The 14,270-nt window shown below is 70.6% G+C and carries 12 protein-coding genes; 6 read left to right on the top strand and 6 right to left on the bottom strand.

The annotated features are described in order from the left end of the window. Window positions 1-53 precede the first annotated feature (53 nt). Entirely contained in the window at window positions 54-1,658 is a 1,605-nt protein-coding gene (locus ACSQ14_RS05985) for an EAL domain-containing protein (RefSeq protein WP_436010718.1), read from the top strand. Window positions 1,659-1,875: 217 nt separating this feature from the next. On the opposite strand, the gene grxC is transcribed toward ACSQ14_RS05985, so the two are convergent. Then, entirely contained in the window at window positions 1,876-2,139 is a 264-nt protein-coding gene (gene grxC, locus ACSQ14_RS05980; protein WP_436010716.1) for a glutaredoxin 3, read from the bottom strand. A gap of 31 nt (window positions 2,140-2,170) precedes the next feature. Beyond that, the gene (locus ACSQ14_RS05975; RefSeq protein WP_436010714.1) at window positions 2,171-2,974 is read right to left on the bottom strand and encodes a ComF family protein; all 804 of its coding nucleotides are present in this window, start codon (window positions 2,972-2,974) and stop codon (window positions 2,171-2,173) included. On the opposite strand from ACSQ14_RS05975, the gene ACSQ14_RS05970 reads away from it, so the two are divergent. Then, window positions 2,973-3,854, top strand: coding sequence for a methyltransferase domain-containing protein (locus tag ACSQ14_RS05970; protein WP_436010712.1), 882 nt, complete (start codon window positions 2,973-2,975; stop codon window positions 3,852-3,854). The genes ACSQ14_RS05975 and ACSQ14_RS05970 overlap by 2 nt on opposite strands. Window positions 3,855-4,079: 225 nt before the next feature. Next, the gene (locus tag ACSQ14_RS05965; RefSeq protein ID WP_436010710.1) at window positions 4,080-4,997 is read left to right on the top strand and encodes a hypothetical protein; all 918 of its coding nucleotides are present in this window, start codon (window positions 4,080-4,082) and stop codon (window positions 4,995-4,997) included. A gap of 127 nt (window positions 4,998-5,124) precedes the next feature. On the opposite strand, the gene ACSQ14_RS05960 is transcribed toward ACSQ14_RS05965, so the two are convergent. After that, a complete protein-coding gene (locus tag ACSQ14_RS05960) occupies window positions 5,125-5,541 on the bottom strand; it encodes a secondary thiamine-phosphate synthase enzyme YjbQ (protein WP_436010708.1) in 417 nt (138 codons plus the stop codon). Continuing rightward, window positions 5,541-5,948: an 8-oxo-dGTP diphosphatase MutT gene (mutT, locus tag ACSQ14_RS05955; protein WP_436010706.1), complete on the bottom strand. Its 408-nt coding sequence runs from the start codon at window positions 5,946-5,948 to the stop codon at window positions 5,541-5,543. Before mutT ends, ACSQ14_RS05960 begins: the two co-directional genes overlap by 1 nt. 556 nt (window positions 5,949-6,504) lie before the next feature. Here mutT and ACSQ14_RS05950 point away from each other — a divergent pair. Further along, window positions 6,505-7,956, top strand: coding sequence for a DEAD/DEAH box helicase (locus ACSQ14_RS05950; protein WP_436010704.1), 1,452 nt, complete (start codon window positions 6,505-6,507; stop codon window positions 7,954-7,956). A 166-nt stretch (window positions 7,957-8,122) separates the two neighbouring features. Here the strand turns inward: ACSQ14_RS05950 and cutA are convergent, their stop codons facing one another. Beyond that, window positions 8,123-8,446 carry a divalent-cation tolerance protein CutA gene (gene cutA / locus ACSQ14_RS05945; RefSeq protein ID WP_436010702.1) on the bottom strand — a complete coding sequence of 108 codons (324 nt, stop codon included), beginning with the start codon at window positions 8,444-8,446 and terminating at the stop codon, window positions 8,123-8,125. A 45-nt stretch (window positions 8,447-8,491) separates the two neighbouring features. Here cutA and ACSQ14_RS05940 point away from each other — a divergent pair, with 45 nt between their 5' ends. After that, on the top strand, window positions 8,492-9,514 hold the full coding sequence (locus ACSQ14_RS05940; protein WP_436010700.1) for a Gfo/Idh/MocA family protein: 1,023 nt from the start codon (window positions 8,492-8,494) through the stop codon (window positions 9,512-9,514). 138 nt (window positions 9,515-9,652) lie between these two features. Here ACSQ14_RS05940 and argJ read toward each other — a convergent pair whose 3' ends face one another. Beyond that, entirely contained in the window at window positions 9,653-11,083 is a 1,431-nt protein-coding gene (argJ, locus tag ACSQ14_RS05935) for a bifunctional glutamate N-acetyltransferase/amino-acid acetyltransferase ArgJ (RefSeq protein ID WP_436010698.1), read from the bottom strand. Between the two features lie 319 nt (window positions 11,084-11,402). Here argJ and secA point away from each other — a divergent pair, with 319 nt between their 5' ends. Beyond that, complete coding sequence (secA, locus tag ACSQ14_RS05930) at window positions 11,403-14,156, top strand: preprotein translocase subunit SecA (RefSeq protein ID WP_436010696.1); 2,754 nt, start codon at window positions 11,403-11,405, stop codon at window positions 14,154-14,156. Window positions 14,157-14,270: the final 114 nt, after the last annotated feature.

Here is a 14,270-nt window from a genome sequence, read left to right as displayed (position 1 = left end):
GGGTTAAGCCCGAACCGCTAGCTTCGCCCGCTGAGGTCGAAGGGAGCCCCTGCTTGTCGATCGGGTCGCACCGACTGCTCGGCTTTGCGTTCGCAAGCGCGGACCTGCTCCTGGAGATCACCTCCGAGGGCCGGATCGCTTTTGCGCTAGGCGCGAGCGAGGCAATTTCCGGCAGGCTGGAAGAAGCCCTGCTCGGCAAGCCGTGGCGCGTGTTCGTCGACCCCGCCGACCAGCCGATGGTGGAGGCCCTGTTCGACGGGCTCGAGGTCGGCCAGCGCGCCGGACCGCTGATCGTCCGGCTGGCCACCGAGGACGGCGCCTCGCGCGCCGCCAGTTTCTGCGCCTTCCGCGCGCCCGGAAACGCCGAGGCGCTGTCCTGCGCCCTGTCGCTCGCCGATCCCGACGCCGTGCCGCTGGCCGCCGACCTGCCGGACCGCAAGCAGTTCGAGGAACTCACCGCCACCCTGCTGCAGACCGCCCAGGCGACCGGGGCCAAGCTCGAGCTGGCCTTCATCGAGCTGGCCGGGCTGGGCGCGGTGCGCGAACAGTCCGCGCCCGACGTGCGCAAGGCGCTGGAGACGCGGCTGGCCGGAGTGCTGCGCGCCCAGGCCCACGGCGGCCAGGCGGCCACCGAGCTCGGCGAAGACCGGTTCGCCCTGGTCCGTTCGCGCGGCGAGGACGCCGCGGCGCTCAGTCGCCGGGTCGCGCGGTTGATGAACCTCGGCGGCGACGACATCCGGCCGAGCGCCGACGTGATCCCGCTGAAGGCCGAGGGCGGCTCGCGCCACGCGGTGCGCGCCCTGCGCTATTCGCTCGACGCCTACCTGCGCGAAGGCCACTCCGCCGCCCCGGCCGACCTGTCGGACGCCCTCAGCCAGGCCATGCAGCGGACGCTCGACGAGGTCGGCGCGCTGGGCGAGGCGATCCGCGAAAAGCGCTTCCGCCTCGTCTTCCAGCCGGTCGTCAGCCTGAGCGACGGGGCGCTGCACCACTACGAGACGCTGGTCCGCTTCGGCGACGAGGGCAGCCCCTTCCCGCTGATCCGGATGGCCGAAGAGATGGAGCTGATCGAGCAGCTCGACCTGGCCATCCTCGAACGCGCCATCGGCGTGCTGGACGAGGAGCCCGGCCTGCGGCTGGCGGTGAACGTCTCCGGCCGCACGATCGGCAGCGCGAACTTCGTCGAGCAGGCCTGCGCGCTGCTGGCCGCCCAGCCACGCGCCCGCGGCCGGCTGATGTTTGAGCTGACGGAAAGCGCGGCGCTGGACGACCTGGCCCAGGCCGACCGCCACCTGCACGCGCTGCGCGTCCAAGGCTGCGAGATCTGCCTCGACGACTTCGGCGCCGGCGCGGCGTCGCTCGCCTATCTACAGCAGCTCCGGCTGGACGTGGTGAAGATTGACGGCCGCTACATCCGCGACCTGCAGCACGGCGGCCGCGAGGCCACCTTCGTGCGCCATCTGGTCAAGATGTGCAGTGAGCTCGGGGTGCGCACCCTGGCCGAGATGGTCGAAACCCAGGACGCCGAGGACGCGGTGCGCCGCGCCGGCGTCGACATGGCGCAAGGCTGGCTCTACGGCGCCGCCAAGGACATGGCCGCCATCCGCGCGGCGAACAACCCGACGCCGGGCCGCATCCGCCCGGCGCTGCGGCGCTAGCACCGGCTCCACCGCAACTACCTCCCCCGCAACGCGGAGGAGGGGGACCGCCCGGGGAACACCGGGCGGTGGTGGGGGCGAGCCGGGGACCCGGCGCTTATGACATTCAATTGGTGACGCGGAGGGGATCCGCCTGTGGCTTGCCCCCTCCACCGCGCGCTCTTCGGCGCGTGGTCCCCCTCCCCCTCTGCGAGGGGGAGGAGCTATTTTAGGGGCCTCAGGCCGCGCGCTGCTGCAGCAGGGGGTCGAGCTTGCCCTCGCGCTCCAGCGCCATCATGTCGTCGCAGCCGCCGATGTGCTGATCGCCGATGAAGATCTGCGGGAAGGTCATCCGGCCCGAGCGCCGCATCATTTCCTGCTTCTTCTCCGGATCGAAGCCCGCTTCGATTTCCGTGAACTCGACGCCCTTCTCTTCCAAGAGAGCGAGCGCGCGGACGCAATAGGGGCAATAGGGCTTGGTGTAGATGGTGACTTGGGGCATGGCCGCCTAACGAAGTTCTCCAGTTGGCGACTTATATGGTGAGTCCCGCGGCCTCTTTAACCCGGGCGAGCACCGCGACATCTACGCGCACGGCCCCTGCCCGTTTCAGCGCCCGGGCGCAGCCTTCCGCCGTCGCGCCAGTGGTCATCACGTCGTCGATCAGCAGGATCCGCCGGCCCGCGACCTGGGCGCGGCGGCGCTCCGGCACCTCGAAGGCCCCGGCGACGTTGCGCCGTCGGCCGGCCCCGGACTTGCCGCCCTGGCTGTCGGTGGCGCGGCGGCGGATGAGCGCGTCGGGCAGGTAGTCGGCCCCGGCCAGCGCCGCCAGCGGCCGGGCGACCTCGGCCGCCTGGTTGTAGCGCCGCCGCAGCAGCCGGGCCGGGTGCAGCGGCACCGGCGCGATCGCCTCGGCCTCCTCGAGCAGCTCGGCCGCGGCGCGCGACAGCCAGCGGGCGAACATCGGCGCCAGGTCGGTGCGGTCGGCGTGCTTCAGCTTCAAGATCGGATCGCGCGACACCTCGTCGTAGAGGCAGGCCGCCCGCGCCGCGTCGAACGCCCGCGGCCGGGCCATGCACGGCGCGCAGCGCACCCCGGGCCCGGGATCGTAGTCGAACGGCGCGCCGCAGCCGTCGCAGACCGGACCGTCGAGGAAATGGATCCTCTGCCAGGTCTCGACCGGCAGGCCGTGCGCGCCGACCCGCGCCTCGCCGTCGAGCGTGTCGCGCGGCAGAATCAGGTCGAGCGCGCCGCTGACCGCCCCGCCCAGGGCGCGCGCCCAACTTCCGCGGAAGGCGCGCTTCCATTCTCCGCCGAATTGGCCATGTTCCGCGCCCATGTCCGCCCCGCCCCGCCTGTTCGACCGCAGCCTGCACCGCAAGCGCCTGAGCCGCGCGGCGCCCGGCTTCACCGCGGCCGACTTCCTGAAGCGCCGCGCCGCCCAGGACGTCGCCGAACGGCTGGAGCCGATCATGCGCAACTTCGCCGTGGCCGTCGACCTCGGCGCCCGCCGCGGCAGCTTCCGCGAGGCGCTGGCCGGCAGCGAGGCGCAGGCCCGCGTCGACCTGCTGATCGAGACCGACCTGTCGCACGCCATGCTGACCGGCCGCCCGGGCCTGCGTCTGACCGCCGACGAGGAACGGCTGCCGTTCGCCGACCAGAGCCTAGACCTGGTGGTCTCGACCCTGGCCCTGCACTGGACCAACGACGTGGTCGGGACGCTGATCCAGGTCCGCCGCGCGCTGAAACCGGACGGCCTGTTCATCGGCGCCTTCCTCGGCGGGGTGACGCTCACCGAGCTGCGCCAGTCGCTGGTCGCCGCCGAGGCCGAGATCCTCGGCGGCGCCGGCAGCCGCGTCTCGCCCTTCGCCGATGCGGCCGACGCCGCGGGCCTGCTGCAGCGCGCCGGCTTCGTCCAGCCGGTGGCCGACGTCGACCGGGTGACGGTGACCTACGCCCACCCGCTGAAGCTGCTCGCCGACCTGCGGCAGATGGGCGAGACTAGCGTGCTCGCCGAGCGCCACCCGCGCGCGCTGACCCGCACGCTGCTGGCGCGGGCCTGCGAGATCTATGTCGAGCGCTTCGGTGGCCCCGACGGCCGCGTCCCGGCGACCTTCGAGATCCTCACCCTCACCGGCTGGACGCCGATGGGGTCGCCGGCAGCCGGCGCAGGTCCCGCCCCCATCCGCTCGTCCCGGCGAACGCCGGGACCCAGATGACGGGCGCTGACGGCTCCAGAAAGCGCCGTCACTTCAGTCCCGCGCGCTGCGGCCTGCACCTGGATCCCGGCCTTCGCCGGGAGGAGCGGTTAAAGGAACCCGCAAGTTAGGCGTCCCCCTTAACCCCGCAGCAACCCCGGCCGCCGAACACTGATCCCGGGCGGCGCTGACGGACCTAGGTCCGATCCAGCGCCAGAGGGGGGCTCCTGTCCGCGGGGGTCTATTGTGAATTCCAGGAATCTGAAGGGCCTCGGCGCACTCGCCGCGGCGACGGCGCTGGCCTTGGCGGGCTGCGCCACCGACACGCCACGCGAACGCCACGCCGGCCTCAGCCCGGCCGGCCCGCCGGCCGGCCGTCTGGAAACCCAGGCGATGGCCTTCGAGAGCTTCATGCGCCGGGCGCGCGGCATCGACCCGAGCTTCTCCGACGCCGGCGAGGTCAGCGCAGCGCTGCAGGTCGGCGCCAGCCACGACCCCCGCCAGTTGGAGGCCGGGATGATCGCCTACGCCGCCGTGGCCGCGCTGCAGGAGCCGAGTTTCGTCGCCGGCGTGCAGCGCGCCGGCCGCGGCGGGGATCTCGCGCGGCGGCTGACCGCCGATCCGTCGGCCGCGCTCAGCCTGCCGGGCGGCGAGGCCGCCGCCGGTCGCGCCCGGGCGGCGCTGGCCCGCCAGGGCGACGGCCTGGGCGACTCCGGCAAGCGGGTGAAGACCGCCGCCTACAGCGTGCAACGCCAATCCTGGTCGAAGGCCAAGGTCGCCGATCCGCGCGGCCGGCTGAACCGGGTGAAGTCCATATCGAGCGCCGGCTACCGGCCGGCGTCGGGCGACGAGGCGAGCCTGCGCCAGGCGGTAGCCGAAGGCGGCCGCCGCGGCGGCGGCGCCAGCCCGGTGGTCGCTCGCGGGGTAGCCCTGGCCGCGCTCAGCGTGCTGGGCGAGATCGGCCGCGGCCAGGCGCTGCTGTCGGAGCCGCGCAGCGGCATGTGCCTGCGCGTCGCCAAGCTGAACCTCTACCAATGCCTGGCCGCGGCCGGGCCGCAGTACGAGGACATCTACTGCCTGGGCCAGCACGCCATGATGGAGCCCGCCAGCTGCGTCGCCGACGCCGCCCGCGCGCCCGCCTCGCGGCGGGTGGCGAGCCGGTAGGCCCGACGCCCCTTCGGTCAGCTTCGCTGACAGCTCCTCCGCACGCGGGGGAGCTACTTGCTCCCCTGCGAAGCGGGGGAGGTGGATCGGCGCGCAGCGCCGAGACGGAGGGGGCGTTCGTCCGCCCCTACTCGCCCAACAGGTGCAGCACGACCTCGCGGCTGTGCGGGCGGGTGCGGTGTTCGAACAGCCAGATCCCCTGCCAGGTCCCCAGCGCCAGCCGGCCGCCGACCAATGGGATCGACAGCTGCACCTGGGTCAGCGCCGCGCGCAGGTGGGCGGGCATGTCGTCGGGACCTTCGTCCTGATGCCGGTAGGCCGGGCTCTCCGGCGCCAGCTGGGCGAAATAGTCCTCGAGGTCGCGCGCGACGTCCGGGTCGGCGTTCTCCTGGATCAGCAGCGAGGCCGAGGTGTGCCGGCAGAAGGCCGTCAGCAGGCCGGTGGTCATCCCCTGCGCCTGCGCCCAGCCGGCCACCTCCCGGGTGATCTCGACCAGGCCCGCGCCGCGCGTCCTGACGCCCAGGGTGTGCGCGGCCTGGCGCATCAGATGCAGTCCCGCAGCCAGGCGACCAGCGGCGCGTCGGCCGGCGGCATCGGATAGTCGCCGAGGTTGTTCGGCTTCACCCAGGCCATCGCCTTGTGCTCGCGGTTGGTCACCTGCCCCTCCCACTTGCGGCAGAGATAGAGCGGCATCAGCAGGTGGAAGCTCTCGTACTCGTGGCTGGCGAATACGAACGGCGCCAAGCAGGCCTTGGCCACCTGGATGCCGAGTTCCTCCTCCAGCTCCCGGATCAGGCAGGCCTCCGGCGTCTCGCCGGGCTCGACCTTGCCGCCGGGGAACTCCCACAGCCCCGCTAGCTGCTTGCCTTCGGGGCGTTGGCAGATCAGCACGCGGCCGTCGACATCGATCAGGGCGGCGGCGGAGACGAGGACGATGGGCTTGCCGGACATGTCCGCTCCATCTCCGGCCTGGGCCGAAAAGGCAACAGCGGTCGCCGCAACGCCAGCAGCGCCAGAGGCGCCCGGGCGTGCAGCAAAAGCCTCGTCACCCGTCATGGTTTGGCCCGGCAAGGCGCTAAAAAGCTCGTCGAGCGGCGCGTCCGTCATAATAAAGGCGGCGCCTGCATAGATGAGAGGGCGACAGGCTCGCCGCACAATTCCGCGGCGGACTTTCCCGCTTCGAGATGAGTGGAATGCTCATCGGCTATGCGCCGAAAATAATCCAAACTCGACTAGGGCAAGACGCGACAATTGCGCAACATCGCGCCGGAACGCCGCGGTGCGGGTTGACTTCCAGCCGAGAATAACTCATCCGGGCGGTGCGCTGGGTTAGCTGGCGCTATCGGCGCTCCAGCCGCGTGGAGCCTCATCTGAGGCTCAGCCTGTCGAGCGCAGAGAGTATTCTCATAGATCGCCCATCACGCGGGGCGCTTCCCAACGACCCCGCGTTCCACGCCCCCGGAGGACTCCGGCCGGGCGGATTGCGCGCATATCTGAAAGTTCGATCTTGACCCAATTTACCGACCTCGGCCTCGCCCAGCCGCTGCTCAAGGCGCTGGCCGGCGAAGGCTACACCCAGCCGACCCCGATTCAGGCGCAGGCCATTCCGGGCGTCATGGCCGGCCGCGACCTGCTGGGCATCGCCCAGACCGGCACCGGCAAGACCGCCGCCTTCGCCCTGCCGATCCTTCACCGCCTGGCCGAGAACCGTAAGCCCGCGCCGCGCAACAGCTGCCGGGTGCTGGTGCTGTCGCCGACCCGCGAACTCGCCACCCAGATCGGCGAGAGCTTCAAGTCCTACGGCAAGCACATGGGCGTCTCCGTCGCCGTGGTGTTCGGCGGCGTGAAGTACGGCGCCCAGATGAAGGCCATGGCCCCCGGCGTCGACGTGCTGGTGGCCACCCCCGGCCGCCTGCTCGACCACCTGTCGGAGAAGACCATCAACCTGCAGGGCGTCGAGATCTTCGTGCTCGACGAGGCCGACCAGATGCTCGACCTGGGCTTCGTCGTGCCGATCCGACGCATCGCGGCCCAGCTGCCGAAGAAGCGCCAGAACCTGTTCTTCTCGGCGACCATGCCGACCGAGATCGGCAAGCTGGCCGGCGAGCTCTTGAACCCCGACCCGCTGAAGGTCGAGGTGACCCCGGCGGCCACCACCGTCGAGCGGATCAACCAGCGCGTCCTGTTCGTCGAGCAGACCCGCAAGCGCGCCCTGCTGGCCGAGCTGTTCGACGACACCGGCTTCAAGCGCGTCATCGTCTTCACCCGCACCAAGCGCGGCGCCGACCGCGTCGCCAAGGGCCTGGAACAGGTCGGCGTCGACGCCGTCTCGATCCACGGCGACAAGAGCCAGGGCCAGCGCGAGCGTGCGCTGGCGCAGTTCAAGAAGGGCGAGGTCCGCGCCCTGGTCGCCACCGACATCGCCGCCCGCGGCATCGACATCGACGCGGTCAGCCACGTCGTCCAGTACGAGCTGCCGAACGTGCCGGAAGCCTACGTCCACCGGATCGGTCGGACGGCCCGCGCCGGCGCCGACGGCTCGGCGGTGGCGTTCTGCGCCGACGACGAGCGCGGCCTGCTGAAGGACATCGAGAAGGTGACGCGCCAGCGCATCGCCTCGTTCGACCGCCGCAACGACAAGCAGCTGGGCGCGGCGACCGCGGCCTTGCCGGAGGTCGCCGGCAAGCCGGATCGTCCGCCGCAGCAGAAGGCCCAACCGCACCGCGGCGAACACAAGCCGCAGCGCAACCGCAACCACGCCCCGGCCAAGGCGCAGCCCGGCCACCATCGCCACGAAGGCGGCGGCCAGCAGCGTCCGGCGGCGGAAAGCCAGGCCAACAAGCCCGGCTTCAAGGGTCCGCGCCGCAACCGTAGCGGCGGCGGCGGTGGCGGTGGCGGTGGCGGCGGCCAGCGCTCCGGCGGCGGCGGCGGCCGTGGCGGCGTCTGGTCGAACCACTAAAAACGGCTGTCATCCCGGTTTTCGCGCAGCGAAAGACCGGGACCCAAGAACACGGCGCCGCAGACGAAATCGCTTGCGGCGCCGCTTCGCCTATCAGCCGCGCGCCAGTGTTCTTAGATCCCGGACAAGCGCGCCGCGCTTTCCGGGATGACACGGAAGTTGGCGGTTACTCCGCGCTCCGCGTCACGCTCCGCAGCCAGCTCAGATAGTCCCCGTCCCCCGCCGTGATCGGCAGGGCGACGATCTCCGGGGTGTCGTAGCTGTGCATCGTGCGGATCTTCGCCCGCACCACCTCGAACAGCGCCGCACGGGTCTTGATCAGCAGCAATTGCTCGGCCTCGCGCTGCACCGCGCCGTTCCAGACGTAGCGGCTGCGGACCTCGGTGATCTGCACGCAGGCCGCCAACTCCTCCGCCAGCAGCGCGTCAGCGATCGCCTCGGCCTCGGCCGCGGTCGCAGTGGTGGTCAGCACGGTGACATAGCCAGACATAGCGCCAGACTATAAGCCCGACGCTGCAACTCGCGAGGGCCGCCGATGACGCTCGAACCGCCGCTGATCCGCGTGGGCCTCTTGGGCCACGGCCAGGCCGGGGCGATCCTGCACGCGCCGCTGATCGAGGCCGCCGGCGACTTTCGGATCACCGCGGTGGCGACCTCGCGCACCGAATCCCTGGCCGAGCGCCGCGACGCGCCGCGCCAGGAGACCGACCCCCGCGCGGTGATCGAGGCCGACGACGTCGACCTGGTGGTGATCGCCACGCCCAACGCCCTGCACGTCGAACAGGCCGCCGCAGCGCTGGCGGCCGGCAAGCATGTGGTGGTCGACAAGCCGTTCGCCCTGTCCGTCGCCGACGCCGACCGGCTGATCACCCTGGCCAACGCCAAGGGCCGGACGCTGACCGTGTTCCACAACCGTCGGCTCGACGGCGACTTTCTCGGCGTGAAGCAGGCGATCGCGTCCGGCGACTTGGGCGACGTCCTGCTGTTCGAGTCCCGCTGGGACCGCTTCCGGCCGGTCCCGCCGCACAGCTGGAAGAACACCAGCGAAGGCAGCGGCGGGGTGTTGTGGGACCTGGGCGCCCATCTGGTCGATCAGGCGCTGCAGCTGTTCGGTCCGCCCGATCACGTCACCGCCGACCTCGCCTGGCAGCGCGAGGACGCGGTGAGCGACGACTATTTCGAGCTGACCCTGCGCTACGGGGCGATGCGCTGCATCCTGTCGGCCTCCTGCCTGGTCGCCGCCGCCCGGCCGCGGTTCGCCGCGCACGGCACGCACGGCAGTTTCCTGACCTTCGGCGTCGACCCGATCGAAGCGGCGCTGCACGCCCGGCGTCACCCGCAGGATCCGGACTTCGTCGCCCACCTGCCGACCATCCCCGCCGCACTGGTGCGCAGCGCCGGTCGCGAGGAGCGCCAGCTGCCGGCCGGCGACTGGGCCCGCTTCTATCGCCAGGTGGCCGCGGCGATCCGCGAGGGCTTCCCGCCGCCGGTCGACCCGCGCGAGGTGCGGGAGGTCATCGCCCTGATCGAGCAGGCGTACGCAAAGGCGGGCAGGTAGTCCCCTTCCCCGCTCTTCCCCGCGAAAGCGGGGACCCAGGGGTTTTTGTTTGCGAACTCGCCACCCGCTCAGGGCTCCAGAAAAAGCCTGGGTCCCCGCTTTCGCGGGGAAGAGCGGAGCGCGGGGGCGACCGGAGCCTTAGCTCCGATAGTCGCCGTTGATCTCGACGTAGCGCTTGGTCAGGTCGCAGGTCCAGACTGCGGCGGTCGCCTTGCCCTTGCCGACGTCGACCGTGACCTCGAGGTCCTGGCGCTTCATGTAGGCGCTCATCTTGGCCTCGTCGTAGCTGGCCGCGATCAGCCCGTCCTGGGCGGCCCAGAGGTCGCCGAACTTCACGCTGAGGCTGTCGCGGTCGACCGGCTCGTCGGACTTGCCGACCGCCATGACGATCCGGCCCCAGTTGGCGTCCTCGCCGGCGAAGGCGGTCTTCACCAGCGGGCTGTCGGCGATCGAGCGGGCGATGTTGCGCGCCGAGGCGGCGGTCTCCGCGCCGGTGACGGTGATCTTGATGAACTTGGTCGCACCCTCGCCGTCGCGCACCAGCTGGTGGGCGAGGCTCATCAGGACCTGCTCGAGCTTCTCGCGGAAGTCGGCCAGCCGGCGATCGCCGGCGCGGCTGATCTTCGGCGCGCCGGACTGGCCGGTGGCGAACAGCAGCAGGGTGTCGTTGGTCGAGGTGTCGCCGTCGACCGTGACCGCATTGAAGGTGTTGCGGGTGTAGAGGCTGCAGAGGTTCTGCAGCGCCGCCGGCGAGATCGCCGCGTCGGTGACCACGAAGGCCAGCATCGTCGCCATGTCCGGCGCGATCATGCCCGAGCCCTTGCAGATCCCGCCGATCCGCACCGTCGTCCCGTCGATGTTCGCCTCGGCGTAGGCGCCCTTCGGGAAGGTGTCGGTGGTCATGATCGCGCGCGCCGCCTGGGGCCAATAGTCGGCCGCCAGCTTCTGCTCCACCTCCGGCAGGCGGTGGACGATCTTGGTCTCGTCGAGCAGCACGCCGATCACCCCGGTCGAGGCCACCATCACGTCGCGCTGGCGACAGTCGAACCGCTTGCCGACCGCCGAGGCCAGCCGGCGCACGGCGTCGGCCCCCGGCCGGCCGGTGAAGGCGTTGGCGCAGCCGGCGTTGACGACCAGCGCGCGCACGCCCTCGCCCTTCGTGTGCTCCAGCTGCTTGCGGCACCAGTCGACCGGCGCGGAGCCGACTGAGCTGCGAGTGAACACCCCGGCGCAGCTCGCCCCGTCGGTGAAGCTCATCACCAGCAGGTCTTCACGGTCGTGCTTGTAGTAGCCGGCCCGGGCGGTCGCGAGTTGCACGCCGGCGATCGGCGGCATCTTCGGGAACGGCACCGCCAGCGGCGAGACCGGCATCGCCGCCTTGCCGCCGCTCGGCGCCGGCTGAGGCGGGGCGCTGTGCGGCTCGGCGAACTGGCGCGACTGCTTGTCGGCGCGCTTCAACGCCGCACGCTTCAGGGCGCTGGTCAGCGGGTCGAGGGCGCGTTCGAGGGTATGGCCCACCACTTCAACGGGCTTGGCGGCCGCGGATTTCTTCGTCGGCTTGCGGGTCATGGGGCGGCCCTCTGAGGCTGGCGTGGGCGGGCGCTCGAAGCGCCGATGCGTCCCTAGCGATATAAGCCTTCAAGTGCAAAGGTTGTGGAAACCCTGCCGGCCAAGATCGGAACGCCCCCTCCCCTGCGCAGCCGGGAAGCAGCCGGGAAGCTGACGGAGGGGCGTTTCTTGATGCGTCACGACGCCCCCGCCGCGTTGACACTGGATGGGGCGCTGCTTAAGTCTCGGCCGCCCTGATAAGAGCGATTTTTTCCCGGCAGGCGACGGGCCGAAAGGCGCAGGGCCGCGCCGGCGCCCCGCAATCGACCGGACCTTCCTCTTGAGCATCTTCCAACGGTTCTTCGGCTCCTCCAACGACCGCAAGGTCAAGGCCATGCAGGCCCGGGTGAGCAGGATCAACGCCTTCGAGCCCAAGCTGCAGGCGCTTTCCGACGCCGAGCTGCGCGGCAAGACCGACGAGTTCAAGGCCAGGCTCGCCTCCGGCGCGTCGCTCGACGACATCCTGGAGGAAGCCTTCGCCGTGGTGCGCGAGGCCTCCAAGCGGACGATCGGCCTGCGCCACTTCGACGTGCAGATGGTCGGCGGCATGGTGCTGCATCAGGGCGGCATCGCCGAGATGCGGACCGGCGAAGGCAAGACCTTGGTCGGCACCTCGCCGGTGTACCTGAACGCGCTCGCCGGCAAGGGCGTGCACGTCATCACCGTCAACGACTACCTGGCCCAGCGCGACGCCGAGTGGATGGGGCAGATCTACCGCTTCCTCGGCATGAGCGTGGGCGTGATCGTCCACGGCCTGTCCCAGGGCCAGCGCCAGGCCGCCTACCAGTCGGACATCACCTACGGCACGAACAACGAGTTCGGCTTCGACTACCTGCGCGACAACCTGGTCTACGACCCGGGCGAGATGGTCCAGCGCGGCCATAATTTCGTGATCGTCGACGAGGTCGACTCGATCCTGATCGACGAAGCGCGCACGCCGCTGATCATCTCCGGGCCGACCGACGACCGCTCGGAGTTCTACAAGACCATCGACCTGGTCATCAAAGAGCTGATCAAGGATCCGACCAACTACGACCACGACGAGAAGCAGCGGCAGGTCATCCTGACCGAGGAAGGCTCCGAGCGGGTCGAGGAGATCCTGGCCGCCGGCGGCCACCTCGCCGAGGATTCCGCCGGGCTCTACGACGCCGCCAACGTCTCGGTGGTGCACCACGTCAACCAGGCGCTGCGCGCCAACGTGCTCTACACCCGCGACAAGGACTACATCGTCCGCGCCGGCGAGGTGATCCTGATCGACGAGTTCACCGGCCGCATGATGCAAGGCCGCCGCCTGTCGGAAGGCCTGCACCAGGCGATCGAGGCCAAGGAAGCCGCGGTCATCCAGCCCGAGAACCAGACGCTGGCCTCGGTCACCATCCAGAACTACTTCCGCCTCTACTCCAAGCTCTCCGGCATGACCGGCACCGCCGCGACCGAGGCCCAGGAGTTCCACGACATCTACACAATGGACGTGGCCGAAATCCCGACCAACCGCGCCGTCGCGCGGGTCGACGAGGACGACGAGGTCTACCGGACCTCGGAGGAAAAGAACCGGGCGATCATCACCCAGATCGAGGACTGCTTCCGGCGCGGCCAGCCGATCCTGGTCGGCACGGTCTCGATCGAGAAGTCCGAGCATCTCTCCGAGCTCTTGAAGGCGCACAGCTTCGAGGTCGACGGCAAGACCCAGAAGGGCATTCCGCACAACGTGCTGAACGCCCGCTACCACGAGCAGGAAGCGCTGATCGTCGCCGACGCCGGCGTGCCCGGCGCGGTGACCATCGCCACCAACATGGCTGGTCGCGGCACCGACATTCAGCTCGGCGGCAACGTCGACATGAAGGTCGCCCACTGGCGCGACGAACAGCGCGGCCTAGGGATCGAGGTCACGCCGGAGATGGCGGTCCAGCGCAAGCATGAGATCGAATCCGAGATCGCCGACCTGAAGGTCCGGGCGCTGGCCGCCGGCGGCCTCTACGTGCTCGGCACCGAGCGGCACGAAAGCCGCCGGATCGACAACCAGCTGCGCGGCCGGACCGGCCGCCAAGGCGACCCGGGCCGTTCGAAGTTCTTCCTCTCCTGCGAGGACGACCTGCTGCGCATCTTCGCCGGCGACCGGCTGGACTCGATCATGCGCACCTTCGGCGTCCAGGACGGCGAGGCGATCACCCACAAGTGGCTGAACTCGGCGATCGCCACGGCCCAGAAGCGCGTCGAGCAGCGCAACTACGAAATCCGCAAGAACCTGCTCAAGTACGACGACGTGGTGAACGACCAGCGCAAGGCGGTGTTCGAGCAGCGCGCCGAGTTCATGAACTCGGCCGACATCTCCGACGTGATCGCCGAGATGCGCCAGGACACCATCTCCGACATCGTCGCCCGCCACCTGCCGCCCAAGGCCTACGCCGAGCAGTGGGACATCGACGGCCTCGACGCGCACATCCGCGAGTACCTCGGCCTCGAGCTGCCGGTGCACGACTGGGCGGCTGAGGAAGGCATCGCCAACGAGGAGATCGAGGAGCGGATCAACGCCGCCGCCGTCGCCCGCGTCGCCGAGCGCGACGCCCAGGTCGGCGACCACATGCGTTCGGTCGAAAAGAGCTTCCTGCTGCAGATGATCGACATGCAGTGGCGCGAGCACCTGATGCACCTCGACCACCTGCGCAACGTCATCGGCCTGCGCGGCTACGGCCAGCGCGACCCGCTGCAGGAGTACAAGACCGAGGCCTTCTCGCTGTTCGAGAAGCTGCTGGTCGACGTGCGCCAGAACGTCACCCGCTGGCTGATGACGGTGGAGTTCCAGTTCGAAGAGCCGCCGGCCCCGCCGCCGGGGATGTTCGAAGTCCACCTCGACCCGCTGACCGGCGAGAACGCCGCCCAGATGGGCGCCCTGCCCGACGGCCTGCCGGTCGACCAGCGCGCCGCCCTGCCCGTCAGCGCCCTGCCGGACGGCTGGGAGCAGACCGGCCGCAACGCCGGCTGCCCCTGCGGCTCGGGCAAGAAGTTCAAGCACTGCCACGGGGCGCTGGTCTAAGGGCCCACCAAAACACCCGTCATCCCGGACGGCCTGAAAGGCCGATCCGGGACCAGGAGCCGCGCGCACCGCCCCTGGGTCCCGGCTCTTCGCTTCGCTGCGGCCGGGATGACG

The sequence above is a fragment of the Phenylobacterium sp. LjRoot219 genome (assembly GCF_964252995.1).
GTDB lineage: Bacteria > Pseudomonadota > Alphaproteobacteria > Caulobacterales > Caulobacteraceae > Phenylobacterium.
Note: the sequence above shows the minus strand (reverse complement) of the source record. Positions and strands in the feature narration are given on the sequence as shown.